This window comes from Bradyrhizobium sp. NAS80.1 (assembly GCF_001908205.1).
In the GTDB taxonomy this organism is placed as follows: domain Bacteria; phylum Pseudomonadota; class Alphaproteobacteria; order Rhizobiales; family Xanthobacteraceae; genus Bradyrhizobium.
Window position 1 is genome coordinate 24,442 of sequence record NZ_LGHL01000128.1, and the last position, 23,496, is coordinate 47,937.

Genomic DNA, 23,496 nt, shown 5'->3' on the forward strand with positions numbered 1-23,496 from the left:
GATCGGCGCGAAATATGGTGCAGGAGCAGGCGCTGAGCCATTGGCGGCTCGACAGATTTTGCGTTCAATAGAGACAGGCCCCGGGGCGGCGATCACCCCGTTTCCGGGAGCAATACTTAGGAGGGGAGTGGTTATGAGGACGGCATTCTGGCTGGCGGGCGCGGCTGCGCTCGCGCTGGCGAGCCCGGCATTCGCCGGCGACACCATCAAGATCGGTTTCGTTTCGACCTTCAGCGGCCCGACCGCCGTGATCGGCAACGACATGCGTAACTCCTTCGAGCTCGCGCTCGACCATATGGGGCGCAAGATGGATGGCAAGCCGGTCGAGGTGATCTACGAGGACGATGGCCAGAAGCCCGACGTCGGCAAGCAGAAGACCGAGAAGCTCGTGCAATCCGACAAGGTCGACTTCATCGTCGGCTACATCTGGTCGAACGTGTTCCTGGCCTCACTCAAGACCGCGGTCGACTCGAAGACTTTCATGATCTCGGCCAATGCCGGCCCGTCGCAGGTCGCTGGCGAGCTGTGTTCGCCCTACGTGTTCTCGACCTCCTGGCAGAACGACCAGACGCCGGCCGCCATGGGCCTCTACATGAACCAGAAGGGCGTCAAGAGCGTCTTCCTGATCGGGCCGAACTACGCCGCCGGCAAGGACATGCTCGCGGGCGTGAAGAGCACCTTCAAGGGCGAGATCAAGGGCGAGGAATACACGGTGTGGCCGAGCCAGCTCGACTTCTCCGCCGAGCTCTCCAAGGCGCGCGCCTCCGGCGCGGAGTCGATCTTCGTGTTCTATCCCGGTGCGGCCGGCGTGCAGTTCCTCAATCAATATGCACAGGCCGGCCTGAAGAGCACGATGCCGCTCTACACCGCCTTCACTGTCGACGAGCTCTCGCTGCCGCTGCAGAAGGAGAATGCGCTTGGCGTTCCCGGCGCGCAGGAATGGGTGCACGACCTGCCCAACGAGCAAAACAAGCGCTTCGTCGCCGACTACCGCAAGAAGTACACGGGCCTGCGTCCGACCTATTACGGCGCGCAAGCCTATGACGCGGCGCAGCTCATCAACAGTGCTGTGGTCGCGGTGAAAGGCGACACCAGCAAGAAGGACGCGATGAAGGCCGAGATGGAGAAGGCCAACATCAAATCGCTGCGCGGCGCCTTCAAGTTCGGCAACAACCACATCCCGGTGCAGAGCTTCTATCTGCAGGACGTGGTGAAAGACGCCGAAGGCCAGCTCGCGCTGAAGACGGTCGCCACCATCGTCGAGAACGACCAGGATCGTTTCCACGACAAGTGCCCGATGAAGTGAGGCTTTGCCTCTCCCTCTCCCCGCTTGCGGGGAGAGGGTCGGGGTGAGGGGGAGTCTCCGCAGAGACGGAGAGAGTTGAATTCCTCGATGCTTCCGACACAGTCATTGCGAGCGCAGCGAAGCAATCCAGAGTTTTTCCACGGAGGGATTCTGGATTGCTTCGCTGCGCTCGCAATGACGTGTTGAGAGAGCGCTGTCCGAGCGGTCACTTGACTCGCGGAGACTCCCCCTCACCCGCCGCGCTACGCGCGTCGGCCTCTCCCCGCAAGCGGGGAGAGGCGAAGAGCTCGCAAGGGGAGAGGGTAAGAGACCTACACCCGCGGCATGCTCGCGAGGCGCACTTCTCGGGCCTGCGCTGCGAGCCTGATTCCGGCATTAGCCGCACCAAACCCCTGATAGTTCCTTCGCTCGACGATCTCGAAGAAGAAGCGCTCATCGAAGATGTGAGTGTAGACCTGGAAGAACTCGCCGTCGCCTTCGCGGTCGTAGAGGATGTGGTTGGCGCGAAGCTGCGCCATCAGCTCGGGCGCGAGGTCGTATTTGGCTTCGATATCGTCGTAGTAATTATCGGGAATATCCAGGAAATCCGCCCCGCGCTTGCGCATCGCGGCGACCGTCGCAAAGATGTCCTGGCACGCAAATGCGACGTGCTGCACGCCTGAGCCGAAGAACTCCGAGATGAAGCGCGCCGGCAGGGTGCGGTTGGCGGAAGAACCGTTGAGCACGAAGCGCAGGCTCTGGTCGGGATTGACGATGGCCTGGCTTTGCACCAGGCCTCTGGGATCGGCGATCTCCATCTGCGGCAACCGCTTCAGGTCGAGGATGCCGGTGTAGAACAGCAGCCAGGACAGCATCTCGTCATAGGGCATCGACTGCGCGATGTGATCGACTGCGAGCAGCGCGTCTGCACTCGCCTCGCTCGGAACCGGTTCGAAATCCGTGTCCCAGTTCTTGCCGGCCTGGTCGAGGAAATAGAGGAGGCTGCCGCCGACGCCGTGGATCGCGGGAATCTCGAGCTCGCCCGGTCCGACCGGCTGGTAGAAGGTGCGCGCCTTCAGCGTCTCGGCGCGCTGCATGGCGAGGCCGGCATTGTCGACCTCGAGCGCAATCGCGCAGACGCCGGGGCCATGTGTCACGTAGTGGGAATGCGCAAAGCCGTCGGTCTCGCAATTGATCACGAGCTCGACCTTGCCTTGCGACCAGCGCTCCACCGCCTTGCTGCGGTGCTTGCCGGTCCTGCGGAAGCCGAGCTGCGCGAACAGACCGGCGAGCTCGCCGGCCTTGGTCTCGTTGACGGCAAACTCGATGAACCCCGTACCGCGACCTTTGGCCTTCGGCGCCAGCGGCTCGCGAACAAGCTTCGGCCAGTCCGATGCGAGCTGGTCCTCGAGCAGGATCAGCGAGCGCAGGCCGTCGACCGCGGTCTGGGTGGCCGAACCGGCGCGGAACTGGTCGTTGAAGATTTCCAGCGATAGCGGCCCAGCATAGCCGGTCGCTGCGACCGCCGTCATGAACTCGCTGACCGGAAGATCGCCCTGGCCGGGGAAGGAGCGGAAGTGCCGGCTCCACGACAGGAGGTCGAGCTCGAGCTTCGGCGCGTCGGCAAGCTGCACCAGGAAGATCTTGTCGCCGGGGATCGAGGCCATCGCGCGGGTCGGAAAACCCGGCGCCAGCGCGTGAAAGCTGTCGAGGATGATTCCGATTGCGGGATGATCGGCGCGCCGCACGATCTCCCAGGCGTCGCGATAGTCGTTGACATGGCGGCCCCAGGCCAGCGCCTCGTAGCCGACGCGCAAACCGCGCTTGGCGGCGCGTTCGCCGAGTTCGTGGAAATCGTTCGCGGCGCGGTCGATGCCGCCGAGCGAGCTTGGGGCGACGTTGGAGCAGATCAGCAGCAGGTCGGTCCCGAGCTCCTGCATGAGATCGAACTTGCGCTCGGCGCGGGCAAAGTTGCGCGAACGCTGCGGCTCCGGCATTCCCTCGAAATCGCGGAACGGCTGGAACGCACAGATCGCGAGATTGAGGTCCTTACAGAGCTGCGCCACCTCGCACGGGCTCGCGCCGAACGACAACAGGTCGTTCTCGAAGATCTCGACCGCGTCGAAACCCGCTGAGGCGATGGCGCGGAGCTTTTCGTCGAGCGCGCCGGAGAGGGAGACCGTTGCGATCGAACGCTTGTTCATGCCGGGCTCTCCTCCATGGCGCCGCCGAGGAAAAGCTGGCCGATCCGGGGATCGTTCAGGATGCGCTCAGCCTTGTCGACCATCCGGGTCTGGCCGAGCTCCAGCACGATGCCGATATCGGAGATCTCCAGCGCCGATCGCGCGTTCTGCTCGATCATCAGGATCGTGACGCCGCGGTCGCGCAAGGATTTCAGGATGTCGAACGTCTGTTGCACCATCAGCGGCGACAGGCCGATCGAGGGCTCGTCGATCAGGACGAGCTTCGGTTCGAGCAGCAGCGAGCGGGCGATTTCGAGCTGCTTCTGCTCGCCGCCCGAGAGCGTCGAGGCCTGCTGCGCCGACCTTCGGCGCAGCGCCGGAAACAGGTCGAGCGCAGCCTCGATCCGCCCCTGCAGGTCGATGCCCTTTCCGGCGGCGACGCCGCCGAGCTCGATATTGTGGCGTACCGACAGCTCGGGAAAGATGTTGCGGCCCTGTGGCACGTAGCAGATGCCGGCATTGAGCAGTGCACGCTGGCTCAAGTTCGTGACGTCGCGGTTCGCAAAGCTGATCTTGCCTTCGCGCAGCTTGAGCAGGCCGAAGATGGCCTTGAACACGGTGGACTTGCCGGCGCCGTTTGGGCCGATGATGGTGGTGATGGTCGCCGGCGGCACCGCGAACGTCGTGCCGTTCAAGATCGTCATCTTGCCGTAGCCGCCGACGAGATTGTGAACCGAGAGGATCGGGTCACTCATGGCGCGCGCTCCCTAGTGTCCCAAATAAGCTTCGATCACGGCGGGGTTTTTGCGGACCTCGTCCGGTCGTCCCATTGCCAGCACCTTGCCTTCCGCCATCACCATCACGCGTGAGCACAGCGACATCACGAATTCCATGTTGTGCTCGATCACGACGAAGGTGGCGTTCTTCTCGCGGTTGATCGCGACCAGCCGCTCCTTCAGGTCCGCCAGCATCGACGGGTTGACGCCGCCCGCGGGCTCGTCGAGCAGCACCAGGCGCGGGCCGCCCATGAAGGCCATGGCGGCGTCGAGCAACTTCTGCTGCCCGTAGGAGAGACCGCCGGCCGGCTCGGCAGCGAGATGATCCAGCTTGAAGAAGCCGATCATCTGGTTGGCGGTCTCCGTCAGCCCGGCATCGGAGCGGCCGACGAGGCGCGAGGCCATGCTGCCCTGATGCTCCTGGCCTGCGAGAATCAAGTTCTCGCGCACCGAGAGCTTTGGAAACACCTGCAGCAGCTGGAACGTGCGGCTGACCCCGAGCTTGTTGAGCTCGGCGGGACGCAGGCCGGTGACGACCTTGCCGTCGAGCTTGACCTCGCCATCGCTCGGGGTGAGCTGGCCGAGGATGCAGTTGAACAGGGTGGACTTGCCGCAGCCGTTCGGGCCGATCAGGCCGAGGATCTCGCCCTCGCGCACGTCGAAGGAGACGCCGTCGACGGCGCTGATGCCGCCAAAGTTCTTCTTGATATTGGTGACTTCCAGCACCGCACTCATTGCACCGTCTCCATGCGCGATTTCGCAACGGCGCGCAGCGCGGAGGCCGCCTTGGTACGGCGCGCGGCCATGGTGCGATCGAGAATTCCCAGAATGCCGGTCGGCGACCAAATCAGGAGCAGCATCACCGCGACCGCGTAGAGCATCAGATAATAGCCCTCCGTGAAACGCAGCCATTCGGGCAGCAGCACTGCGATCATCGCCCCTAAGAAGGGGCCGAAATAGAAGCCCGCGCCGCCGACGATCACCATCATCAAGAGGTCGAGCGAGAGCGACAGGTTGAACGGCACGGGATCGATGTATTGCGTCAGCGGCGCATAGAGCGCCCCGGCGACGCCGCCGAGCGCCGAGCCGATCGCGAAGGCCATCAGCGTGTAACGCCTTGTGTCGATGCCGAGCGATTGTGCGCGCAAGGGGTTTTCGCGCAGCGCCATGAAGGCGCGGCCCCAGGGCGAGCGGATCAGCCACCAAACCGCCAGCGAGACGATCGCGAGCGAGCCGAGGCAGACATAGTAGAAGGGCAGCGGCTTGTTGGTCGCCAGCCCAAAGATGTGCGGGCGCGGAATATTGGAGATGCCGTAGATGCCGCCGGTGAGCCAGCTCTCGTTGCGGAACACGAGAAAGGCGAGGGTGGAGAAAGCGAGCGTGACGAAGGCGAGATAGTGGTGCTGCACGCGCAGCGCAGGATAGCCGAGCACCCAGCCGACCACGAAGCTCAGGGCGATCGCGACCACGATTGCGGCCGGCAGCGGCCAGCCATGGGTGGTCATGATCGCGGCGGCATAAGCGCCGATGCCGACGAAGGCTCCCTGCGCCAGCGACACCTGGCCGGCATAGCCGAGCGTAAGGTTGAGGCCCATCGCGGCGATGGTCATCACCGCCCACTGGCTCAGGATGAACAGGCCGTAGCGGTTGAAGTTCATGGGAACAATGATCAGCGCCGCGATGACGGCAAGGCCGAGCGCGATCTTCAGGGGGGTGCCAAAGCCGCTCATAGCGTGCGCTCCTCGGCACGGCCGAGCAGTCCTTGCGGCCGGAACAGGATCACGACGATCAGGAAGATCAGCGGCACCGCCGCGCGATATTGGGTGGAGACGTAGCTCGCAGCGAGATTGTCGAGCACGCCGATCAAGAGGCCGCCCGCGATCGCGCCGCGCACCTGGTTGAAGCCGCCAACGATCGCGGCGATGAACGCCGCCTGGCCAAGCACCTCGCCGGAGGAAAATTTCGCGAGGTAGATCGGCGTGATCAGCAGCGAGGCGAGCGCAACCAGGAAAGCGTTGATCAGGAAGGTCAGGAGAATCATGCGCTCGACCGGTACGCCGATGATGCGCGCCACCGTCGGGTTCTGCGCCGCCGCCTGCATCTGGTGGCCGAGTGAAGTGCGGTTCAACAGCGTGGTCAGGCCGACCACGGCGAGGATGGCGACGACAAGCACGCCAATGCTTTGCAGCGAGACGGCATGTCCGAGGATGGAGATGTCACCGGTCGGCACGATCGAAGGGAAGGGCGAGGCCTCGGCGCTGAAGAACTGCTTCACGGCCTCCTTGATGCCGATCGCGAGCGCCATGGTGGCGATCGCCAGCGGAAGCACGCCATGGCGCATCATCGGATCGACCAGGAGGAGCTTGAAGGCGAGTCCGAGCAGGATCATCGACAGCAGGATGCCGAGTATGATCGCAAGCCACAGCGGCGCGCCGACATGCATTGCCGCGAGCATCAGGAACGCGGGCAGCATCACGAACTCGCCTTGCGCGAAGTTGATGGTCTGCGAGGTCTGCCACAGCAGCGTGAAGCCGACCGCGACCAGCGCGTAGATCGCGCCGGTGGCAAGTCCCGCGACCAGAAGATCGAACAGATTGGACATTTTCTCCTCTCGCGGCTCTTTCTTTCCCCCTCCCCGTTCTTACGGGGAGAGGGTAGGGTGAGGGGCTTCTCTCCGCGAGGACGGTAGCAGTTAGACTCGCGGAGACTCCCCCTCACCCGGAATTTGCTGCGCAAATTCCGGCCTCTCCCCGCAAGCGGGGAGAGGCGAAGGATCCCTCACTTCACCTTCGGCAGCACCTGCTTCACGACCTGCTTGCCTTCGACTACCTCGACCAGGAAGCTCTGGCGATCGATGTCGCCGTTCTGATCGAAGGTGACGTCCATCAGGATGCCCGGCTCGTCAGCAGCCTTGATGGTGAGGCCGTGCAGCGTGTCGGCGAACGCCTTGGAATCGACCTTGCCCATCTTCTCGGTGGTGGCCTTCACCATGTAGACCGCGAGATAGCCCTTCAGGCCGTTGTGATCAGGCACGTAGTTGTACTTCTTGGAGAAGCGGTCACGGAATCCCTTGATCAGGTCGACTGGGGCGTCCGTAGTGAGGCCGACATGGCCGCGTGCGCCATTGGCGGCATCGCCCGCGAGCTCGATCACCTTCTGACCGATCAGCGTGGTCTCACCCATCAGCGGCGCGGTGACGCCCTGGCGCTTCAGCTCCTTCAGGATGCGGGCGCTCTCTTCCTCGTTGAGATAGACAAACACCGCGTCGGGATTGGCAGCCTTGATCTTGCCGACGTCGGCGGCGAAGTCGGCCTGGCCGGCTTCGGTCGAGAGGTCGGCGACGACCTTGGAGCCGAGGCGGTCGAGCTCCTTGACGACGACATCGCGGCCGCCGCGGCCGAAATCATTGTTGACCCAGACCACGGCGACCGACTTCGCCTTCATGTCGTCGTGGATGTATTTGGCGACCTTCGGCATCGAGGATTGCTGGCCGAAGGACGTGCGGAACAGGAATTTGTTCCCGGCCTGCGTCAGCTCGGCGGCTTCGCCGCCCATGATCTGCGTGATGCCGGCCTCTGCCGCGAGCGGCGCGGTCACCTTGACCGAACCGGAATAGCCGGGTCCGAGCAGTACATAGGGCTCGGCGTCGAGCGCCTTCTGGACTTGCGCGCGCGCCACGCCAGGGTTCGACTGCGAGTCGGCATGGGTCACTTCAAGCTTGCGGCCGAGCACGCCGCCCTTGGCGTTGATCTCCTCGATCGCGAGGTCGATGCCGTTCTTCCAGTTGGTGCCGACGGTGGCGCCGCCGCCGGATAGCTCGGCGACGTCGGCGAGCTTGATCGCTTGTGCGTAGGCGCTGGTGGCAGTCGCGAAGGCAAGCAAGGCGCCCGCCAGCAGGGTCGATTTCATGGTCCATCCTCCCATTTCCGTTGATGTTGTCCGCGGCCTGTGTTCGGCCGCTTCGGTTACGCTGCGTGATAGGCCGGACTTCGCGCCGCCATCACCTCGTCGAAAGCCTCTCCCATGACTTCGGTCGATGGGGCAAGGCCCGTGAACAGTTCGAAGGCGTCCGCGGCCTGATAGATCGCGAGCTCCCGTCCGGTCATGATCCGCGCGCCGCGCTCCTGCGCTGCGGCGAGCAGCGGCGTGATCAGCGGTGAATAGACGGCATCTGCGACCCACAATTTCTCATGCAGCAGCGTGGGCGTAACAGACATGCCCCGGTTCGGCAGCATGCCGACCGGCGTGCCGTTAACGAGGCCGGTTGCACCCTGGAGCGCATCTTCGACGCTCGCGGCGACCCTCGCGCCGCCCCGCGGGGCAAGCAGGGAGACGAGCGTCGCGGCACGCGCCGGCTCACTGTCAAAGATGCGGATGTCGGAAACCTCAAGGCTCGCCAGTGCAAACGCGATTGCCTTGCCGACGCCGCCGGCGCCGATCACGGCCACGGCGTTCCCGCTCGGCGTCAGCAGCGGTGCCACCGCGCGCGCAAAGCCGGTCGTATCGGTGTTGTGGCCGGTCAGGCGGAGGTTCTTGACGACGACGGTGTTGACCGCGCCCATCGCAGCCGCGCCCGGCGCAAGCTCGTCGAGCAGCGGGACCACCGCTTCTTTGTAAGGGTAGGTGACGTTGACGCCGGCAAAGCCGAGCCGCCGCACGCCCTCAAGCATCATGCTGAGCCCGGTCGCATCGGCGCCAGCGACCTCGATGAGCTGGTAGTGGCCGCGCAGGCCGAGGGCCTCGGCGGCGCGCTCATGCATGGCGGGGGAGGCGGAATGCGCGATCGGCGCTCCGATCAGGCCGGTGAGGAGCTTCTTGCTGGCGGTGTATCCGCGCTTCGACATGATTTCGCTATCGTCTTGTTAGGAGCGTTCGGTCCCGGCCATTAGCGGGGAAATCCGCGCAATTCCAAGGGGCTTCCAAGTGCGACGATAGCCTTTCCCCCGCCTAACACAATTACCCATTTATCCGGCAAACCTAACACAATGTTATTTCTTCCGCGCGGGTGCCTTGCCGTTACTGCGGGACGGCTCGACCGCACGCATCTCGGCGCGCAGGGATTCGATGAAATGCTCGACATGAAGCGACAGCGGCGCGCCGCGCTTCACCGCGATGTAGGTGTCGAAACGCGTCGGCTCTGTGATCTTCAACAGCTCGATCCCGGGGTAGCCGCCATGCGCCACTGTGAACTGGTCGATGATGGCGATCCCGAGGCCCGCCTTCACCAGCGCGCATACCGTGGTGCCGAAGCGCGCGCGGATGGTGATGTTGTAGTCGAGCCGGTTGCGCGTGAATATCTCGGCCATGATCCGTCCATAGGGGTCGTTCGGGTCGATGCCGATCAGCGGATAGCGGGTGATCTCGGCGGCAGAGACCTGCTTGCGCCCGGCAAGCTCGTGGCCGGGTGGCACGATGCAATAGAGCTCGCCGGAGGCGAGCGGCATGAAGTCGAGGCCGGAATGCTCGAGCCGGTAGCTCATCGCGACGCACTCGCCGCGGCCGAGCATGAGATAGTCGATGGCTTCCTCGAGCTTGAGGATGTTGATGTCGATGCCGAGATCGGGATAGCGGCGCCGGACGCGCTCGATCGCACGCGGCACCATCACCTGCGCGATGCTCGGCACCGAGCCGATGCGCAATTCCGACAGTCCACCGCGGCCGATCTTGGAGATGATCTCGGAGAGATCGTCGACTTTCTTGTAGACGCCGTTGATCTGCTCAAAGATGTTCTCGGCTTCCGGCGTCGGAAAGTAGCGGCCGTTCTGGCGCTGGAAGAAGCGGATGCCGAGCGAGCGCTCGGTGTATTTGACCAGGCGGCTGATCCCTGGCGCTGACACGTTGAGCAGCTTCGCCGCGCCGCCGATGGTGCCCGTCACCATTACGGCACGGATCACTTCCACCTGGCGCAGCGTCATCATTTGCGGATATCCCGGACAGTCTCCGGAGATCATCTCACGGGAGCGGCCGCATCATCCAGCGGCAAATGTTCCGGGCCTGATCGATCTCAGAAGCAGATCGCCAGGCCAGGCGGCTCTGCCGCTTCGATCCTTTACTGGAGGCAGTTGAGGCTCACGATCAGATCAATTCAACTATGCCGCCACATGCGAATGGTGAAGCGGCATGCAAAAGCGGCTCGTGTCGCTGACGCGCAATTGCTGCAACAACGTGGCTCAGCTCGCCGGTCCCTCCGGCGAGGCGGTGTCGGCTGGCTTCGCGCGCTCACTTTCCAGCACGTCGCGCGCGAATTCGATGATTTTCTGTTTGTTTGCCGTTTCGCGCACGGCGAAAAAAAACGCGGTTGAGCTCCAGGCCGAGCACACTATTGAGGGCGATATTCTCGTCTTCCATCGTGGCCCTCCGCTTTGGACGCCGTCAGGTGCATCTTGACCCAATTTCCTCCACAAGTAGATTAAATCTTCGGCGCACGGGGAATACCGGGAAACTACGGGAACGGCGAATTGAGGCAGTCCCCAAAGGCATGCTATACCGGCGACAAGGGTCAGGAAACGCACCGATGTCCGCCGTAGATTATGGCCGGGAGGCGCTCGACTTCATCGAAGGTCTGGGGACCTATCGCAAGGTTCCGGATGCCATGGATGCGCTCGAAGTAGCCTTTGGCCGCTTCGGCTTCGAAACCATCATTCTAACGGGATTGCCGAATCCCGACCAGCAGTTTGCACAGATGGTCCTCGCCAAGCGCTGGCCGGCGGGATGGTTCAGCCTCTACACCGAAAACAACTACGATCGCTTCGATCCGGTGGTGCGGCTGTGCCGTCAATCCGTCAATCCGTTCGAGTGGTCGGAAGCGCCCTACGATGCCGAACTCGAGCCCTGTGCGGCCGAGGTGATGAACCGCGCCACCGATTTTCGCATGTCGCGCGGCTTCACCGTCCCGATCCACGGGCTTACCGGTTACGAGGCCGCGGTGTCGCTCGGCGGTGTCCATCTCGACCTCAATCCCCGCAGCAAGCCGGCGCTGCATTTGATGGCGATGTATAGCTTCGACCACATTCGCCGTCTGCTCGACCCGGCGCCCGATCAGTCGACACGCCTCACGCCGCGCGAGCGCGAGGTGATCGCCTGGGCCTCGCAGGGCAAGTCGGCCTGGGAAATCGGCGAGATCCTGCACATCACGCAGCGTACCGCCGAGGAGCATCTTGCAACCGCAGCGCGCAAGCTCGGCGCCGTCAACCGTACGCATGCTGTTGCGCTGGCGATTCGCCACAAGATCATCAGTCCCTGAGCGACATACTGAATGGAATTCCCAGTACCGAACGTTCCCCTTTTCGCGGAGGCTTCCCCCATTAAGCGCGAATGGGGTGGAGGCCATGATTCACGCAATTTCTGCGGTCAATCGCCACCTCTACGAAGACGTGCTCGAGCAGCATTTCCGGCTGCGTCACGACATCTTTGTCGAGGAACGGCGCTGGGAGGCGCTGCGCAAGCCGGATTGCCGCGAGATCGACTCCTATGACAACGAAGACGCTGTCTATCTGCTCGCGCTGGAGGGGCGCCGCGTCATTGGCGGTCACAGGCTCTACCCGACGACCAAACCCTCGATGATGAGCGAGGTCTTCCCGCATCTGGCTACGGTTCGCGGTTGCCCCGCGGATCCGCTGGTCTGGGAATGGTCGCGCTATTTCGTCGTACGCGATCGCCGCGACGGCGCTCTCAATCTGCAATTGATGGCGGCGGTCCAGGAGTTCTGCCTTGGCCAAGGCATCGCGCAGGTCAGCGCGATCATGGAAACATGGTGGTTGCCGCGCTTCCATGAAGCCGGCTTCGTCGTGACACCGCTTGGTCTGCCGGCGCTGGTGGAGAACGCGTGCACCATGGCGGCGACCATCGACATTCGACAGGACACGCTCGCTGCCCTGCACAATCGCATTGGCATGACTTCGGTCGTGCGCCAGGACGGCCCACGTCTGAACGCCGTCGCCCGTGCCAACCTCTGCGGCCTCGCCGCGCAACGAAAGATCGCCTGAAATGTCGAACATGATGCGAGACAGCCAGATCATGGCGCAGACCAAGGACGATAATCTCGGCTACATGTCCGACATGGCGCTTGAACTGGCGCAGATGGCGGAAGACTCCGGACTGGCGACGCTCGCCTATCTGTTCCGGATGGCCGCGCTGGAGGCCTCGACGGCAAGCAGCGGGCTCGCCGAACCGGATGATCTTCCCCGGTCGATGACGTCGCACTAGACTAGGCGCACCCTCCTTTCATACCCACGACGTTCGCGCCCTCTCCTCGGCTTGCTCGCCGGGAAGGGCGATCATTTGGGTGCGGCAGCTTGCCCCATCCGCGCGGCAGCCTTCTTGCAGGGTGGATTTCGACCGCACCGGCCTGGATGCAACAAAGTGCATATCTGGCGCCAAATCGCTCTTGCCTCGGAACGATACTGCCATTACCCATTTTTCTGCCTTGAAGAGGCGGGGGGAGCTCTTTCACTGATGGCGACCGTGTTCGAACATCGGCGCGGCACTGCGTGCGCCTGAAAGAGTTTTGATGCTGCTCGTCGTCGAACAGTTCTTGAACGGATTGCAGTTCGGCCTGCTCCTGTTTCTGCTCGCCGCCGGCCTGACGCTGGTGTTCGGGATCATGGATCTCGTCAACCTCGCGCACGGCTCGCTCTACATGATGGGCGCCTATTTTGCGGCGACCTTCGCGGCCTGGACCGGCAGTTTCCTGCTCGGCGCTCTGCTGGCGCTCGGCGCTACGCTCGTGCTCGGCATCGTGCTCGAGATGAGTGCGCTGCGGCATCTCTATGGGCGAGACCATCTCGACCACGTGCTCGCGACCTTCGGCCTGATCCTGTTCTTCAATGAAGCCGTGCGGCTGATCTGGGGCCCTGCCGGTCTTGCGCTGCCGCTGCCAGCCTGGCTCACGGTGCCGGTGCCGATCCTGCCCGGCATTCACTATCCCGCCTATCGCCTCGCCATCATCGTCGTCGCGCTGCTGGTGGCGCTGCTGCTTTATCTCGGCGTGATGCGCACCCGCGTCGGCATGCTGATCCGAGCCGGCGCCTCCAACCGCGAGATGATCGGTGCGCTCGGCATCAACATCAAGCTGCTCTACACGCTGGTGTTCGGCCTCGGCGCTGCGCTCGCGGGGCTCGCCGGGCTGATGCAGGCGCCGATCCTCACCGTGCAGATCGGCATGGGCGAGAACATCCTGATCCTCGCCTTCGTCATCATCGTGATCGGCGGCATCGGCTCGATCCGCGGCGCGTTCCTCGCCGCGATCTTCGTCGGCATGATCGATACGCTCGGCCGCGCCTTCCTGCCCAACCTGTTGCGGCAGGTGCTGAGCTCGGCTGCCGCCTCCACCGCCGCGCCCGCGCTGTCCTCGATGCTGATCTATCTCCTGATGGCGATCGTGCTGGTGGTGCGGCCGGAGGGGCTGTTTCCGGCCAGCCGTCGATGAAGGGTTTTGGCGTGAGCAAAGCCGTCACGGCCCTGATGCTGGCCGGCCTCGTGCTGCTGCCGCTCTATTCGCAGCTCTCCGGCAACATCTTCATCCTGACGCTGTTTACCCGCATCGTCATCCTGGCGCTGGCGGCCGCAAGCCTCAACCTCATCATGGGCTATGGCAGCATGATGAGCTTTGGCCACGCCGCCTATCTCGGCATCGGCGGCTATGCGGTCGGGATTCTCGCGCAGGAAGGCGTCGGCTCCGGCTTCATCCAGTTTCCGGTCGCGCTGGCCGCCTCGGCGGCTTACGCGCTCGTGATCGGCGCGCTCAGTTTGCGCACCCGCGGCGTCTATTTCATCATGATCACGCTCGCCTTCGCGCAGATGGCTTATTACGTCGCCTCCGGCCTTGCGCGTTACGGCGGCGACGACGGCCTTACAGTCTACAAGCGCAGCGACTTCTCCGGGCTGATCAACCTGTCGAACCGCACGCAGTTCTACTATCTCTGCCTCGCCTGCCTCCTCGGCGTGATCTTCCTGATCTGGCGCATCGCCAATTCACGCTTCGGCCTCGTCGTGCAGGGCCTGCGCTCCAACGAGCAGCGCATGCAGGCGATTGGTTTCCCCGCCAAGCGCTACCAGCTCGCCTGCTTCGTCATCTCAGGCACCATGTGCGGCCTCGCCGGCGCGCTGCTCGCCAACAACACCGATTTCGTCAGTCCCGCCGTGATGTACTGGACGCGTTCCGGCGACCTCATGGTGATGGTGATCCTCGGCGGCATGGGAACGCTGTTCGGCCCGGTGATGGGCGCCGTCGTCTATCTGCTGCTGGAAGAGTTTCTGTCGCAGATCACCGAATATTGGGCGCTGTTCATGGGCCCGTTGCTGCTGCTGATCGTGCTGTTCGGCCGCGGCGGCATCATGGGTCTGCTCGGGAGGGTTGGCCGTGGCTGAACCCCTGCTCCGCGTCGAAAAGCTGGTGCGCCGCTTCGGCGGCATTACCGCGACGGACAACGTCTCGCTCGACGTCGCGAGCGGTGAGCTGCACGCCATCATCGGCCCGAACGGCGCCGGCAAGACCACGCTGATCGCCCAGCTGACCGGCCATCTGGAGCCCCATTCCGGCAGCGTCTCGCTCGGCGGCCGAGACATCACTTACCTGCCGGCCTATCGCCGCTGCGCGCTAGGCCTTGCCCGCTCGTTCCAGATCACCTCGCTGCTGCTCGACTTCACCGCCGCCGACAATGTCGCGCTGGCCGCGCAGGCCCATGCCGGCACGTCGTTCCGCTTCTTCGCCAACGCCCGCAAGGAGAAAGCCCTGCGCGATGCGGCGCGTGCCGCGCTCGATCGCGTCGGCCTGTTGCACCGCGCCGACGTCGTGGTCAGCAGGCTCAGCCATGGCGAGCGGCGTGAGCTCGAGCTCGCGGTGGCGCTCGCGAGCAAGCCGAAGCTGCTGCTGCTCGACGAGCCGATGGCGGGCCTCGGCGTCACCGAGTCACAGCGCATGGTGAAGCTGCTCCAGGAGCTGCGGAAAGACGTCTCGATCGTGCTGGTCGAGCACGACATGCCCGCGGTCTTCGCGCTCGCCGACCGCATCTCGGTGCTGGTCTATGGCCGCGTCATCGCCTCGGGCGATCCCGCCGCGATCCGCCAGAACGAAGAGGTCAAGCGCGCCTATCTCGGCGATCAGCATGTGGTGACGCACCATGGCTGAAAAGGTGATGGCTGACACTTTGCTCGACGTCGACAGCATCGAGACCTGCTATGGGCTCTCGCAGGTGCTGTTCGGCTTGTCCCTGTCGATCAAGTCCGGCGAGATGGTCTCGCTGATGGGCCGCAACGGCATGGGCAAGACCACCACCATCCGCTCGATCATGGGCCTGACGCCGGCGCGTGCCGGCGCGATCCGTTTTGCTGGCGCCGAGGTGCGACAGCTTCCGTCCTACCGGATCGCGAAGCTCGGCGTCGGACTCGTGCCCGAAGGACGCCAGATCTTCCCGAACCTCACCGTGCGCGAAAACCTGGTCGCGGCCGCGGCCGATCGCTTCGGCAGCAGCAATCCCTGGACGCTGGCCGCCATCTACGTCATGTTTCCGCGCCTCGCCGAGCGCGCGTCCAACATGGGCAACCAGCTCTCCGGCGGCGAGCAGCAGATGCTGGCGATCGGCCGTGCGCTGATGACCAACCCAAAACTCCTGATCCTGGATGAAGCGACCGAGGGGCTGGCGCCGCTGATCCGCGAAGAAATCTGGCACTGCCTGTCGCTGCTGAAGAGCCGGGGACAGTCGATCCTGGTCGTCGACAAGAACGTCGACCACCTCGCCCGCATCTGCGACCGCCACTATATCATCGAGCGCGGCAAGACGGTGTGGAGCGGCACGTCGGACGAACTCATGGCCGAGCCCGACCTGCAGCACAAATATCTCGGGATTTGAGGTCCCGCTCGATCAGCTTCGTTGCGAGCGCAGCGAAGCAATCCAGGGCCTTTCCGCAGTGGCGGTCTAGATTGCTTCGCTGCGCTCGCAATGGCGGGAGGAGAGCTGTCCTTCCCTCACCAATAAATCCCATGCCGCTGCAGTTCACGGATCAAGCGGGCCTCGTCGGACAGTTGGCGGCGCTTCGGCTTGGCGACTTCGCTCGTGCGGGCAACAGGCGTGCGCGTTGCGGCTGGAACTTTCGCTGTTTGCGGCGCGGCGGCCGGTTGATCTGAAGCGGGGGTCGTGGTGGCCGTCTGGACATTTGCTGACGGCGCTGCCGCTGGGGCTTGCGTTGCCTGCGGGGTGACTGTTGCGGCCGGGGGCTCGGCCCGTTGCTGGCTTGCATTTGTTGCCGCCAGGCTGAGGCTCCGCGAGCCTCCGGCAAAGGCCTGTGTTGCGAGCAGCGACATCGCAGCAATCATGATCAACTTGCGCATGGGAGCACCCCTTATCTGGTCAATCCGCCTTACCCAATTGGCGCTGGTCGGTCACTACCGCGCCAGATGGTGCGTGCCGATGCTGATCAGGGTGGCCCGACAGGACAGACGATAGATCAGGCTGAATAATTGACCCCACATGACCGAACTCCATTGTTCATCATGGGGTGAGATTATGGGCCGGGTGTCTTTCAGGCGGTTTTCGCGGCGTGAGGAAAATGGCTTCGTCGGCCGCCTCCAACATGTCGTCGGAATAGAGCTGATGAAGTCGCCTCACGGCGGCGTGAGGCGTATCTCCGTCAAAACACCTCGAAGTATTCGCGATGCTCCCAGTCGGTCACTTCGGCCAGGAAGCGGTCGATCTCGGCGTTCTTGATGTGGGTATAGTAGTCCACGAACTCGGCACCTAGCTTCTCGCGGAAGAACGGATCGTCCTTCAGCGCGCTGACGGCTTCCCGCAGCGATTTCGGCAACAGCGGCGCCTTGGTCTCGTAAGGCGTGTCGGCGGAAGGACCGGGATCGAGCTTGCGGTCGACGCCGTCGAGGCCCGAGAGAATTTGCGAGGCCATGTAGAGGTAGGGATTGGCGGCGGGCTCGCCGACGCGGTTTTCCAGGCGCGTCGCGGCGTCGTTCGCCCCGCCGAGCACGCGGATCATGACGCCGCGATTGTCGCGGCCCCAGATCGCGCGATCAGGTGCCAGCGAATAGGTGCGGTAGCGCTTGTAGCCGTTGATGGTCGGCGTGGTGAACACGGTCGATGCGCGGGCGTGGTCGAGCAGGCCGGCGAGATAGGCGCGGCCAAATTCGCTCAGCGGCTCGCCGGCATCTTTCGCCATGAACAGATTCTCGCCGCTCGCGCGCGAGACGATCGACTGGTGCAGGTGCCAGCCGCTCGCGAACAAATTCGCAAGTTTCGGCCGGCACATGAAGGTGGCGTGATAGCCGTGACGGCGCGCGATCTGCTTCACCGCGGATCGGAACAGCACCATGTTGTCGGCGGGCTCCAGGCCCTTCTTCGGCTGGAAGGTGAATTCGCACTGGCTGGGGCCGAACTCGACCTCGACCGAGCGCAAGGGCAACCCAAGCACGACGATGTCGCGGCGCAGGATCTCAAGCACCGGCTCCATCTGATCGAAACGTTGCTCGGTGAGGTATTGATAGCCGTGGCTGAGCAGGCTCACCGAGGGCGGCGTGCCGGGCTGGCCGGCGTCTTCCGCGCGCATATGCGGGTCGTCGAGCTTGAAAATGTGGAATTCGACCTCGAGGCCCGCGACGAAATCGTGGCCGCGGCTGCTGAGCTCATCGAGCACCTTGCGATAGAGCCCGCGCGTCGCGAAGGGCACGGGGCGGCCGTCGTTGAAATAGAGGTCGCACAGCACCCAGCCCGTCGCCGGCGCCCACGGCAGCACGCGGAACGTGGTGGGATCGGCGACCATCAGCACGTCGGCCGCGCCCTCCATCTCCTTCATGCCGAAGCCGCCGCCTGATGTGAACACCGGAAACACCGTGCGGTGCGAGGTGTCCTTGGCGAGCATGGTGGTGGTGATGGAGCAGCCGCTTTCAAGCGAGGCGATCGCCTCGGAGGCGATGATGGTCTTGCCGCGCAGGATGCCGTGCTGGTCCGGGAAGGCGAGGCGGATGACCTCGAGGCTCTTCTCCTCGACGATGCGGCGCATGCGCGTCGCCGCGTCCTTCTGTTCATCCGACCACAGCGCATGACGCGCGACGAAAGTCACTTCACCACTCCCTTGACTGCCGTAGGGTGGGCAAAGCGTAGCGTGCCCACCTCGTCTATCGTCCGAACGGAAACATGGTGGGCACGGCGCTCTGCGCCTTTGCCCACCCTACGGGCCTGGTTCAAGTTCGTCACTCCGCCGCCGTCAGCCGATGCACGTTATCGGCGATCTCCTTCGGCACCGGCGCGGTCCACGGCGCGCCGCGGCGGCGCTTGACGTCGACTTCCATCCAATAGGTTTCCCAGCCCCGGGTCGGTCCGATGCCGTCCATGGTCGCCGGTCCCTGGATGCTGCGCGCGTTAGCTTCGTCCAGAAACAGCATCGGCTTCTCGCCGCCGGCGACCTTCTCGATCTCCTGCCGCAGCAGGCGGCGATACTGCACGATCGCCTTGTCGCTCTGGCCGAGATGCTCCTTGGTGCGGTCCTGGATCGCGCCCATCGACTCCACCGCCCACTGGTCGTGGACATTGATGTCGTTGCCCATGCCTGTATAGGTCGCCGTCTGCTGCTCGTGCGGATCGAAGCCGTAATCGTTGGTCTTGTTCTTGCGCGACTTGTAGTCCGGTAGCTCATAGAGCTCGAGCCGCTGGTCGCGCATCTTCTTCTTGTCGACCGGGTTCGTGTAGCTGGTGAAGATCGCGTACCAGTAGCAGTTCTCGTCGTCGACCGGCACGTGCCACTGCGTGATCGTCATCTCCGTGCTCATGGGGATGACGAAGCCGTGCGGGAAGAGCTGGTTGGTGACGCGCACATGGGTGCGCTCCTCGTCGATCTCGCGCAGCGCGATCAGCCGCAGGCCGTATTCGGTGTGCTCGACATTGATGATCGGGCGGTCGTATTCGCGCAGGATCTTCGTCATCGGCAGATCCGAGCCGGCGGAGGCGCCGCGGAATTGCTTGCCGTAGGCGGTAGAAGTGTCCTCGTCCTCGAAGAAGCGATGCAGGTAGGAGGCGTGCGCGGGATCGATGCCGACTTCGAGCGCCTGGAGCCAGTTGCAGGCCATGTGGCCCTTGAACGCAAAAGTGTGCGTGCCCGGCGCAACAAAGCAGTCGATCTCCGGGAACGCCGGCGGCTCACCCTCGCCGAGATAGGCCCAGAGGATGCCGCTCTTCTCCACCACGGGATAGGAACGCTGCCTGATGTTCTGGCAGAGCTTCGAGTCCTTCGGCTCGGCCGGCGTCTCGATGCACTGGCCGGTCGCGTCGAACAGCCAGCCGTGGAAGGCGCAGCGCAGGCCGCCATGCTCGAGCCTTCCGAAGGCGAGGTCGGCGCCGCGATGGGCGCAGTGGCGATCGATCAGGCCGTAGCGTCCAGTCTCGTCGCGGAACAGCACCAGGTTCTCGCCGAGCAGTCTGACGGGACGGATCGGCCGCTCGCCCTCGAGTTCATCGACCAGCGCCGCCGGCTGCCAATAGCTCCGCATCAGCTTGCCGCAGGGTTCCTTCGGACCGGTGCGGGTGATCAGGTCGTTCTGCTCCTGGCTCATCATGGCGGTCGCGTCCTTCTCGATGAGGATCGTTGTCGATCAGGTCAGCGGAGCACGTTTTTCTTCGCCTCGCCCCGCGTGCGGGGAGAGGCCGGATCGCATCGAAAGTTGCGATCCGGGTGAGGGGGACTCTCCGCGAGGGAAATCATCACCGTCCCTGTGGAGACTCCCCCCTCACCCCACCCTCTCCCCGCAAGCGGGGCGAGGGTGCGTGAGACCGGGCTAACCTAACCGAAACTGCCCAAAGCGTTTTGTTCGCCTATTGAACGAATGGGCGAATTATGACATGACTGGGATCGACAGCAAGCACTATTTTGCAGGATTGTCCCGAGGACCATGCCCAAGCTGAAGCGGAGCGAGACCGACGAGCGCGCGACGGATTTCGTCGAGAGTCTCGATCGCGGCCTGCGCCTGCTTCAGTGCTTTGGCGCGACGGCGGGCCCGATGACGCTGAGTGACCTTGCCCGTGCCGCCGATCTGCCGCGCGCCACCGCGCGGCGCATGCTGTTCACGCTCCAGCGTGGCGGCTTCGTCAGCGGCGACGGCAAGCTGTTCTCGCTAACGCCACATGTGCTGACGCTTGCGGCATCGTATTTGCGATCGAGCCAGCTCGTCGCCGTGCTTCAACCCGTGCTCGATCGCATCGCAACCGCCGCGCAGGAGATCTCCTCGCTCGCGGTGCTCGACGGCGATGACGTCGTGTTCATCGCGCGCGGCGGCCCCACGCGGGTGTTCTCGGGCGGATTGGAGATTGGCTATCGCCTCCCGGCCTTCTGCACCTCGGTCGGCCGCGCCATGCTCGGCCAGCTCGACGATTCCGATCTTGCTGCACGGCTGAAGGCGATGAAGCGGGAGGCGCTGACGCCGCAAACGGAGACCGATCCCAAGGCGCTGCTCGCGCGCATCATCGCCGACCGCGCACAGGGTTACTCGCTGGTCGATCGCGAGGCCGAGCCCCATTTCCGCTCCATCTCCGTTCCGGTGCGCCGCTACGACGACACCATCGTCGCCGCCATCAACATGGGCGCCCATGTCGACCGTGTGCCGACGGCCGAGATGATCGACCGCTTCCTGCCGTTGCTGCGTGATGGCGCCGGGTCGGTGCGCTCTCAATTGCTGTAGGTGGTAATCCCGTAGCGTACGTCGCGTGTCACGACGTCGCGTGCCTTGGCTTCAAAGAACCGTTAACGCCAGTTGCGTGGCGAATGACGTGTTCCGGCTTTCTTAACGGCTTCACGGGCACGATTGATTGGTTGAATTCATCCAACTTCCGAATTGCCACGCAACAGCCGCTGATTGTATCCCATGATCTCTCGAGACACAGGTGGAGCGATCGAACCGCAGATACGTCACCTGGCGTTCGTGGTCGCGGCTCTCACGGCGTTGCTTCTTGCCGCACCGCTCTTGCCGATCGTGCATTTCTTCACGCCGCTGTCCTACCTGCCGGTGCACACTGCGCTCGAATTCACCGCCATGGCGGTGTCGCTGATGGTGTTCGGACTCGGCTGGAATCTGCGCGGGGAGAAGCTCAACAGTCACATCGTGCTGCTCTCCGCGGCCTTCCTTGCCGTGGCGGTGATCGATTTCGCTCACGCCATGACCTATCCCGGCATGCCGTCGGCGCTGGGCGAGAGCGGGCCGCAGTTGACGATCGAGTTCTGGCTTGCCGGCCGCGCATTCGCCGCGCTGGCGCTCATCGCTGTTGCGCTTCTGCCAGCGCGTAGCTGGGCGCCGAATACTGCGGTCGCTGCCGTGGTGGTCGCGCTCGCGGCCAGCGCACTGGTGTGGTGGATCAGCCTCGCCCATGGCGACATGCTGCCGCGGAACGTCACGTCGAACGGCAGCCTGACCGCCTTCAAGATCAGCGCCGAGTGTGGCCTGGCCGGAACCTATTTCCTCGCAGCGCTGCTGCTGCTGCGCCGGCGCAAGAGCTGGCGGAATGCCAACCTCTGCTATCTTGCTGCGGGCTCCTGGGTGCTCGGGCTTGCCGAGCTCATGCTGACGCTCTACGTCAGCCCCGGCGACCTCCTGAACCTGCTCGGGCACGTCTACAAAGCGGTCGCCTATGCCATGCTCTACCGCGCGCTGTTCGTCGCCGGCGTGGTGGCGCCGCAGCGGGCGTTGACGCGCAGCAGGGGCGAGCTTGCCTATCTCGCGCATCACGATGCGCTGACGCGATTGCCTAACCGTCGCATGATCGAGATGCGGCTCGCGGCGCTGCTCAGCGATGCCGCCGGCCCCCAGGGTTCGCTGTTGCTGCTCGATCTCGACGCCTTCAAGAACGTCAATGACAGTCTCGGGCACGCAGCAGGCGACGAGCTGTTGCGCCTCGTGGCCGAGCGGCTCCAGCTCGGATTGTCGTCGGAGGCGCTGCTCGGGCGCGTGGGCGGCGACGAGTTCGTGGTGCTGACGCCCGGCCTGCTCGACGATGTCGCCATTTCCGAGCTCGCGCAGGGCCTGATCGATGCGCTGGTGTCGGTCTTCGTGCTCAGCGGCGGCCAGGAGATCTACATCGGCACCAGCATTGGCATCTGCCGCTTTCCCCGCGACGGCCGCACCGTCGACCAGCTAGTCCGCAATGCCGATGCCGCGCTCTACGAGGCCAAGGCCGCGGGCCGCGGCGTGTTCCGTTTCTACACCCCCGCGCTAACCGAGGCCGCGAACAGGCGTGTCAGCCTGGAAAGCCGCCTGCGTCGCGGCCTCGAGCGCAACGAGTTCCTGCTGTACTACCAGCCGCTGGTGAACGCGACCGACGGTCGCCTCAACGGTGTCGAGGCGCTGCTGCGCTGGGCGCCGCCGGGCGAAGGCGTGATTCCGGCGGGGGCATTCATCAAGGTCGCCGAGGATACCGGCTTCAGCATCGCGCTCGGTGAATGGGCGCTGCGCGAGGCCTGCCGTCAAATGAAGGATTGGCGCGCCGAAGGCCTCGCGCTCGACATCATGGCGGTGAACCTGTCGTCGCAGCAGTTCCAGCGTCCGGACGTCGCCAGGACGATCGCCGGCGTGCTGGCGGAAACCGGTCTCGAGCCGCAGGCGCTGGAGCTCGAGATCACCGAGAGCAGCCTGATGGCACAGGGCACCGATGTCGAAGCCACGCTCGCCGCGCTGAATGAACTCGGCGTCAAGCTCGCGATCGACGATTTCGGCACCGGCTACTCGTCGCTCGCCTATCTGAAGCGCTTTCCGGTCGACAAGCTGAAGGTGGACCAGAGTTTCGTCCGCGATATTCCCGATCATGCCAAGGGCATGGAGATCTGTGCCGTGGTCGTCAATCTCGGCAAGGCGCTCGGGCTCGAGGTGCTGGCCGAAGGCGTCGAGACCGAGATCCAGCTGGCGCATCTGCGCCGCCTCGGCTGCGACTCCGTGCAGGGTTATCTCCTTGGCCGGCCGATGCCCGCCGAGGAGATGGCCGCCCAGCTCCGCGGCAACGCCGCCTCGCTGCGACGGTTGCAGCTCGTTGCGAGCGCAGCGGCAGCGCCGGCCGTGCCGGGCATGGAGCGGACGGAGCTGAACGCTCGATCCGCGTGATCCCAAGATGGGTTGGCGCCCCTCGATCTCGGCGCGTGCCGTGACCGAAACTGCAAGGCGTGACCCGCCAGGCCACAAGCGATAGCGGAATTGGCGACGGACGTGGCGGGTTAAGCTTCGCTATCCCGCCCAACGCCGTTATAATATCGCGCAACACCAGAGACCCGGGAGGAC

General features: G+C 64.3%; 22 protein-coding genes. 11 read left to right on the top strand and 11 right to left on the bottom strand.

Annotated elements, in window-relative coordinates:
- Positions 1-133: 133 nt before the first annotated feature.
- Complete coding sequence (locus AC629_RS27365) at positions 134-1,306, top strand: ABC transporter substrate-binding protein (RefSeq protein ID WP_084808009.1); 1,173 nt, start codon at positions 134-136, stop codon at positions 1,304-1,306.
- A gap of 311 nt (positions 1,307-1,617) precedes the next feature.
- Here the strand turns inward: AC629_RS27365 and AC629_RS27370 are convergent, their stop codons facing one another.
- The 8 genes from AC629_RS27370 to AC629_RS27405 form a co-directional block, all read right to left on the bottom strand.
- Positions 1,618-3,489 (bottom strand): bifunctional sugar phosphate isomerase/epimerase/4-hydroxyphenylpyruvate dioxygenase family protein, encoded by a 1,872-nt coding sequence (locus tag AC629_RS27370; protein WP_084808010.1) that lies wholly within the window; start codon positions 3,487-3,489, stop codon positions 1,618-1,620.
- Positions 3,486-4,223 carry an ABC transporter ATP-binding protein gene (locus tag AC629_RS27375; RefSeq protein ID WP_084808011.1) on the bottom strand — a complete coding sequence of 246 codons (738 nt, stop codon included), beginning with the start codon at positions 4,221-4,223 and terminating at the stop codon, positions 3,486-3,488. Before AC629_RS27375 ends, AC629_RS27370 begins: the two co-directional genes overlap by 4 nt.
- Positions 4,224-4,235: 12 nt before the next feature.
- Entirely contained in the window at positions 4,236-4,979 is a 744-nt protein-coding gene (locus AC629_RS27380; protein WP_084808012.1) for an ABC transporter ATP-binding protein, read from the bottom strand.
- Positions 4,976-5,974, bottom strand: coding sequence for a branched-chain amino acid ABC transporter permease (locus AC629_RS27385; protein WP_084808013.1), 999 nt, complete (start codon positions 5,972-5,974; stop codon positions 4,976-4,978). Before AC629_RS27385 ends, AC629_RS27380 begins: the two co-directional genes overlap by 4 nt.
- Positions 5,971-6,846, bottom strand: coding sequence for a branched-chain amino acid ABC transporter permease (locus tag AC629_RS27390; RefSeq protein ID WP_084808014.1), 876 nt, complete (start codon positions 6,844-6,846; stop codon positions 5,971-5,973). Before AC629_RS27390 ends, AC629_RS27385 begins: the two co-directional genes overlap by 4 nt.
- Before the next feature lie 176 nt (positions 6,847-7,022).
- Positions 7,023-8,153, bottom strand: a complete 1,131-nt coding sequence (locus AC629_RS27395; RefSeq protein ID WP_084808015.1) for an ABC transporter substrate-binding protein — start codon at positions 8,151-8,153, stop codon at positions 7,023-7,025.
- A 56-nt stretch (positions 8,154-8,209) separates the two neighbouring features.
- Entirely contained in the window at positions 8,210-9,088 is an 879-nt protein-coding gene (locus tag AC629_RS27400) for a shikimate dehydrogenase (protein WP_084808016.1), read from the bottom strand.
- A 144-nt stretch (positions 9,089-9,232) separates the two neighbouring features.
- Positions 9,233-10,162, bottom strand: a complete 930-nt coding sequence (locus AC629_RS27405) for a LysR family transcriptional regulator (RefSeq protein WP_084808017.1) — start codon at positions 10,160-10,162, stop codon at positions 9,233-9,235.
- A gap of 202 nt (positions 10,163-10,364) precedes the next feature.
- Between AC629_RS27405 and AC629_RS47110 the strand changes: the two genes are divergently transcribed.
- The 8 genes from AC629_RS47110 to AC629_RS27440 all read left to right on the top strand — a co-directional run bounded on the left by AC629_RS47110 (position 10,365) and on the right by AC629_RS27440 (position 16,093).
- Positions 10,365-10,631 (top strand): hypothetical protein, encoded by a 267-nt coding sequence (locus AC629_RS47110; protein WP_168195594.1) that lies wholly within the window; start codon positions 10,365-10,367, stop codon positions 10,629-10,631.
- A 127-nt stretch (positions 10,632-10,758) separates the two neighbouring features.
- Positions 10,759-11,487 carry a LuxR family transcriptional regulator gene (locus tag AC629_RS27410; RefSeq protein WP_084808018.1) on the top strand — a complete coding sequence of 243 codons (729 nt, stop codon included), beginning with the start codon at positions 10,759-10,761 and terminating at the stop codon, positions 11,485-11,487.
- Positions 11,488-11,572: 85 nt separating this feature from the next.
- Positions 11,573-12,229 carry an acyl-homoserine-lactone synthase gene (locus tag AC629_RS27415; RefSeq protein WP_084808019.1) on the top strand — a complete coding sequence of 219 codons (657 nt, stop codon included), beginning with the start codon at positions 11,573-11,575 and terminating at the stop codon, positions 12,227-12,229.
- 1 nt (position 12,230) lies between these two features.
- The gene (locus AC629_RS27420; protein WP_084808020.1) at positions 12,231-12,449 is read left to right on the top strand and encodes a hypothetical protein; all 219 of its coding nucleotides are present in this window, start codon (positions 12,231-12,233) and stop codon (positions 12,447-12,449) included.
- A gap of 304 nt (positions 12,450-12,753) precedes the next feature.
- Positions 12,754-13,671 carry a branched-chain amino acid ABC transporter permease gene (locus AC629_RS27425; protein ID WP_084808021.1) on the top strand — a complete coding sequence of 306 codons (918 nt, stop codon included), beginning with the start codon at positions 12,754-12,756 and terminating at the stop codon, positions 13,669-13,671.
- Entirely contained in the window at positions 13,668-14,612 is a 945-nt protein-coding gene (locus AC629_RS27430) for a branched-chain amino acid ABC transporter permease (RefSeq protein ID WP_084808022.1), read from the top strand. The genes AC629_RS27425 and AC629_RS27430 overlap by 4 nt, the downstream gene beginning before the upstream one ends.
- Complete coding sequence (locus tag AC629_RS27435; protein ID WP_084808106.1) at positions 14,605-15,372, top strand: ABC transporter ATP-binding protein; 768 nt, start codon at positions 14,605-14,607, stop codon at positions 15,370-15,372. The genes AC629_RS27430 and AC629_RS27435 overlap by 8 nt, the downstream gene beginning before the upstream one ends.
- Positions 15,365-16,093, top strand: a complete 729-nt coding sequence (locus tag AC629_RS27440) for an ABC transporter ATP-binding protein (protein ID WP_084808023.1) — start codon at positions 15,365-15,367, stop codon at positions 16,091-16,093. Before AC629_RS27435 ends, AC629_RS27440 begins: the two co-directional genes overlap by 8 nt.
- Before the next feature lie 116 nt (positions 16,094-16,209).
- On the opposite strand, the gene AC629_RS27445 is transcribed toward AC629_RS27440, so the two are convergent.
- From AC629_RS27445 to AC629_RS27455, 3 genes are all read right to left on the bottom strand, one after another.
- Complete coding sequence (locus AC629_RS27445) at positions 16,210-16,572, bottom strand: hypothetical protein (RefSeq protein ID WP_084808024.1); 363 nt, start codon at positions 16,570-16,572, stop codon at positions 16,210-16,212.
- Between the two features lie 299 nt (positions 16,573-16,871).
- A complete protein-coding gene (locus tag AC629_RS27450; protein ID WP_084808025.1) occupies positions 16,872-18,308 on the bottom strand; it encodes a glutamine synthetase family protein in 1,437 nt (478 codons plus the stop codon).
- A gap of 130 nt (positions 18,309-18,438) precedes the next feature.
- The gene (locus AC629_RS27455) at positions 18,439-19,797 is read right to left on the bottom strand and encodes an aromatic ring-hydroxylating dioxygenase subunit alpha (protein ID WP_084808026.1); all 1,359 of its coding nucleotides are present in this window, start codon (positions 19,795-19,797) and stop codon (positions 18,439-18,441) included.
- Positions 19,798-20,130: 333 nt separating this feature from the next.
- Here AC629_RS27455 and AC629_RS27460 point away from each other — a divergent pair, with 333 nt between their 5' ends.
- Positions 20,131-20,916 (top strand): IclR family transcriptional regulator domain-containing protein, encoded by a 786-nt coding sequence (locus AC629_RS27460; RefSeq protein WP_084808027.1) that lies wholly within the window; start codon positions 20,131-20,133, stop codon positions 20,914-20,916.
- Positions 20,917-21,099: 183 nt separating this feature from the next.
- The gene (locus tag AC629_RS27465; RefSeq protein WP_084808028.1) at positions 21,100-23,322 is read left to right on the top strand and encodes a putative bifunctional diguanylate cyclase/phosphodiesterase; all 2,223 of its coding nucleotides are present in this window, start codon (positions 21,100-21,102) and stop codon (positions 23,320-23,322) included.
- Positions 23,323-23,496 lie beyond the last annotated feature (174 nt).

Bases quoted from the DNA above. Each gene is read 5' to 3' on its own strand.
- AC629_RS27365 (WP_084808009.1), top strand. From the start codon at position 134: ATGAGGACGGCATTCTGGCTGGCGGGCGCGGCTGCGCTCGCGCTGGCG.
- AC629_RS27370 (WP_084808010.1), bottom strand. From the start codon at position 3,489: ATGAACAAGCGTTCGATCGCAACGGTCTCCCTCTCCGGCGCGCTCGAC.
- AC629_RS27375 (WP_084808011.1), bottom strand. From the start codon at position 4,223: ATGAGTGACCCGATCCTCTCGGTTCACAATCTCGTCGGCGGCTACGGC.
- AC629_RS27380 (WP_084808012.1), bottom strand. From the start codon at position 4,979: ATGAGTGCGGTGCTGGAAGTCACCAATATCAAGAAGAACTTTGGCGGC.
- AC629_RS27385 (WP_084808013.1), bottom strand. From the start codon at position 5,974: ATGAGCGGCTTTGGCACCCCCCTGAAGATCGCGCTCGGCCTTGCCGTC.
- AC629_RS27390 (WP_084808014.1), bottom strand. From the start codon at position 6,846: ATGTCCAATCTGTTCGATCTTCTGGTCGCGGGACTTGCCACCGGCGCG.
- AC629_RS27395 (WP_084808015.1), bottom strand. From the start codon at position 8,153: ATGAAATCGACCCTGCTGGCGGGCGCCTTGCTTGCCTTCGCGACTGCC.
- AC629_RS27400 (WP_084808016.1), bottom strand. From the start codon at position 9,088: ATGTCGAAGCGCGGATACACCGCCAGCAAGAAGCTCCTCACCGGCCTG.
- AC629_RS27405 (WP_084808017.1), bottom strand. From the start codon at position 10,162: ATGATGACGCTGCGCCAGGTGGAAGTGATCCGTGCCGTAATGGTGACG.
- AC629_RS47110 (WP_168195594.1), top strand. From the start codon at position 10,365: ATGCAAAAGCGGCTCGTGTCGCTGACGCGCAATTGCTGCAACAACGTG.
- AC629_RS27410 (WP_084808018.1), top strand. From the start codon at position 10,759: ATGTCCGCCGTAGATTATGGCCGGGAGGCGCTCGACTTCATCGAAGGT.
- AC629_RS27415 (WP_084808019.1), top strand. From the start codon at position 11,573: ATGATTCACGCAATTTCTGCGGTCAATCGCCACCTCTACGAAGACGTG.
- AC629_RS27420 (WP_084808020.1), top strand. From the start codon at position 12,231: ATGTCGAACATGATGCGAGACAGCCAGATCATGGCGCAGACCAAGGAC.
- AC629_RS27425 (WP_084808021.1), top strand. From the start codon at position 12,754: ATGCTGCTCGTCGTCGAACAGTTCTTGAACGGATTGCAGTTCGGCCTG.
- AC629_RS27430 (WP_084808022.1), top strand. From the start codon at position 13,668: ATGAAGGGTTTTGGCGTGAGCAAAGCCGTCACGGCCCTGATGCTGGCC.
- AC629_RS27440 (WP_084808023.1), top strand. From the start codon at position 15,365: ATGGCTGAAAAGGTGATGGCTGACACTTTGCTCGACGTCGACAGCATC.
- AC629_RS27445 (WP_084808024.1), bottom strand. From the start codon at position 16,572: ATGCGCAAGTTGATCATGATTGCTGCGATGTCGCTGCTCGCAACACAG.
- AC629_RS27455 (WP_084808026.1), bottom strand. From the start codon at position 19,797: ATGATGAGCCAGGAGCAGAACGACCTGATCACCCGCACCGGTCCGAAG.
- AC629_RS27460 (WP_084808027.1), top strand. From the start codon at position 20,131: ATGCCCAAGCTGAAGCGGAGCGAGACCGACGAGCGCGCGACGGATTTC.
- AC629_RS27465 (WP_084808028.1), top strand. From the start codon at position 21,100: ATGATCTCTCGAGACACAGGTGGAGCGATCGAACCGCAGATACGTCAC.